General features: G+C 67.8%; 1 protein-coding gene. It reads right to left on the bottom strand.

The window, feature by feature from the left end; genetic code table 11:
• Window positions 1–19: 19 nt before the first annotated feature.
• Window positions 20–518 (bottom strand): Ig-like domain-containing protein (locus tag J4F42_22245; protein MCE2488244.1); only part of this gene is annotated, 499 nt, incomplete at its 5' end.

Below are 518 nucleotides of genomic sequence, written 5' to 3' on the forward strand. Positions count from 1 at the left end.
GGGTTTTCGTGACTTGGTTCTAGGTGTCTGCGCCCCAGCAGACGAGGGTGTCGTCGGTCTGGAGCCCGCAGCTGTGATCCCCGCCCGCACAGACCTCGAGAAAGGTCCCGGTCGGGGTATTGCTGACTTGGTTATCGGTTTCATCGCCCCAGCAGATGAGCGTCTCGTCGGCGCGCAGCCCGCAGCTATGCTGTCGCCCCCCACTCACCGCAGTGAACGCTGCCCAGTAGGGCTGCCCGGTGAAGACGCTGAAGGTCGTGGTGGTCGTGGCATTGCCCGCGCCGCTCCCGTCATCTGCCGTGACCGTGATCGTCGCCTCGCCCTGGACGCCCCCCGTGAGGGTCAGGGTCAGCCCTGTCAGGCTCACCGTGGCGATGCTCGGAGCCGACGAGCTGGCCGTCAGCGTGAGGGGGTCCCCATCTGCGTCGGTGACGGTGAGGGGGATCTGGGTCGGGAGGGCCCCGTACAGGTCCACATCGGCGAGGGCTGCGATGACCGGCGGCGCGTTGCCACTGACC

Source organism: Desulfurellaceae bacterium, from assembly GCA_021296095.1.
Taxonomy (GTDB): Bacteria; Desulfobacterota; Binatia; order Bin18; family Bin18; genus JAAXHF01.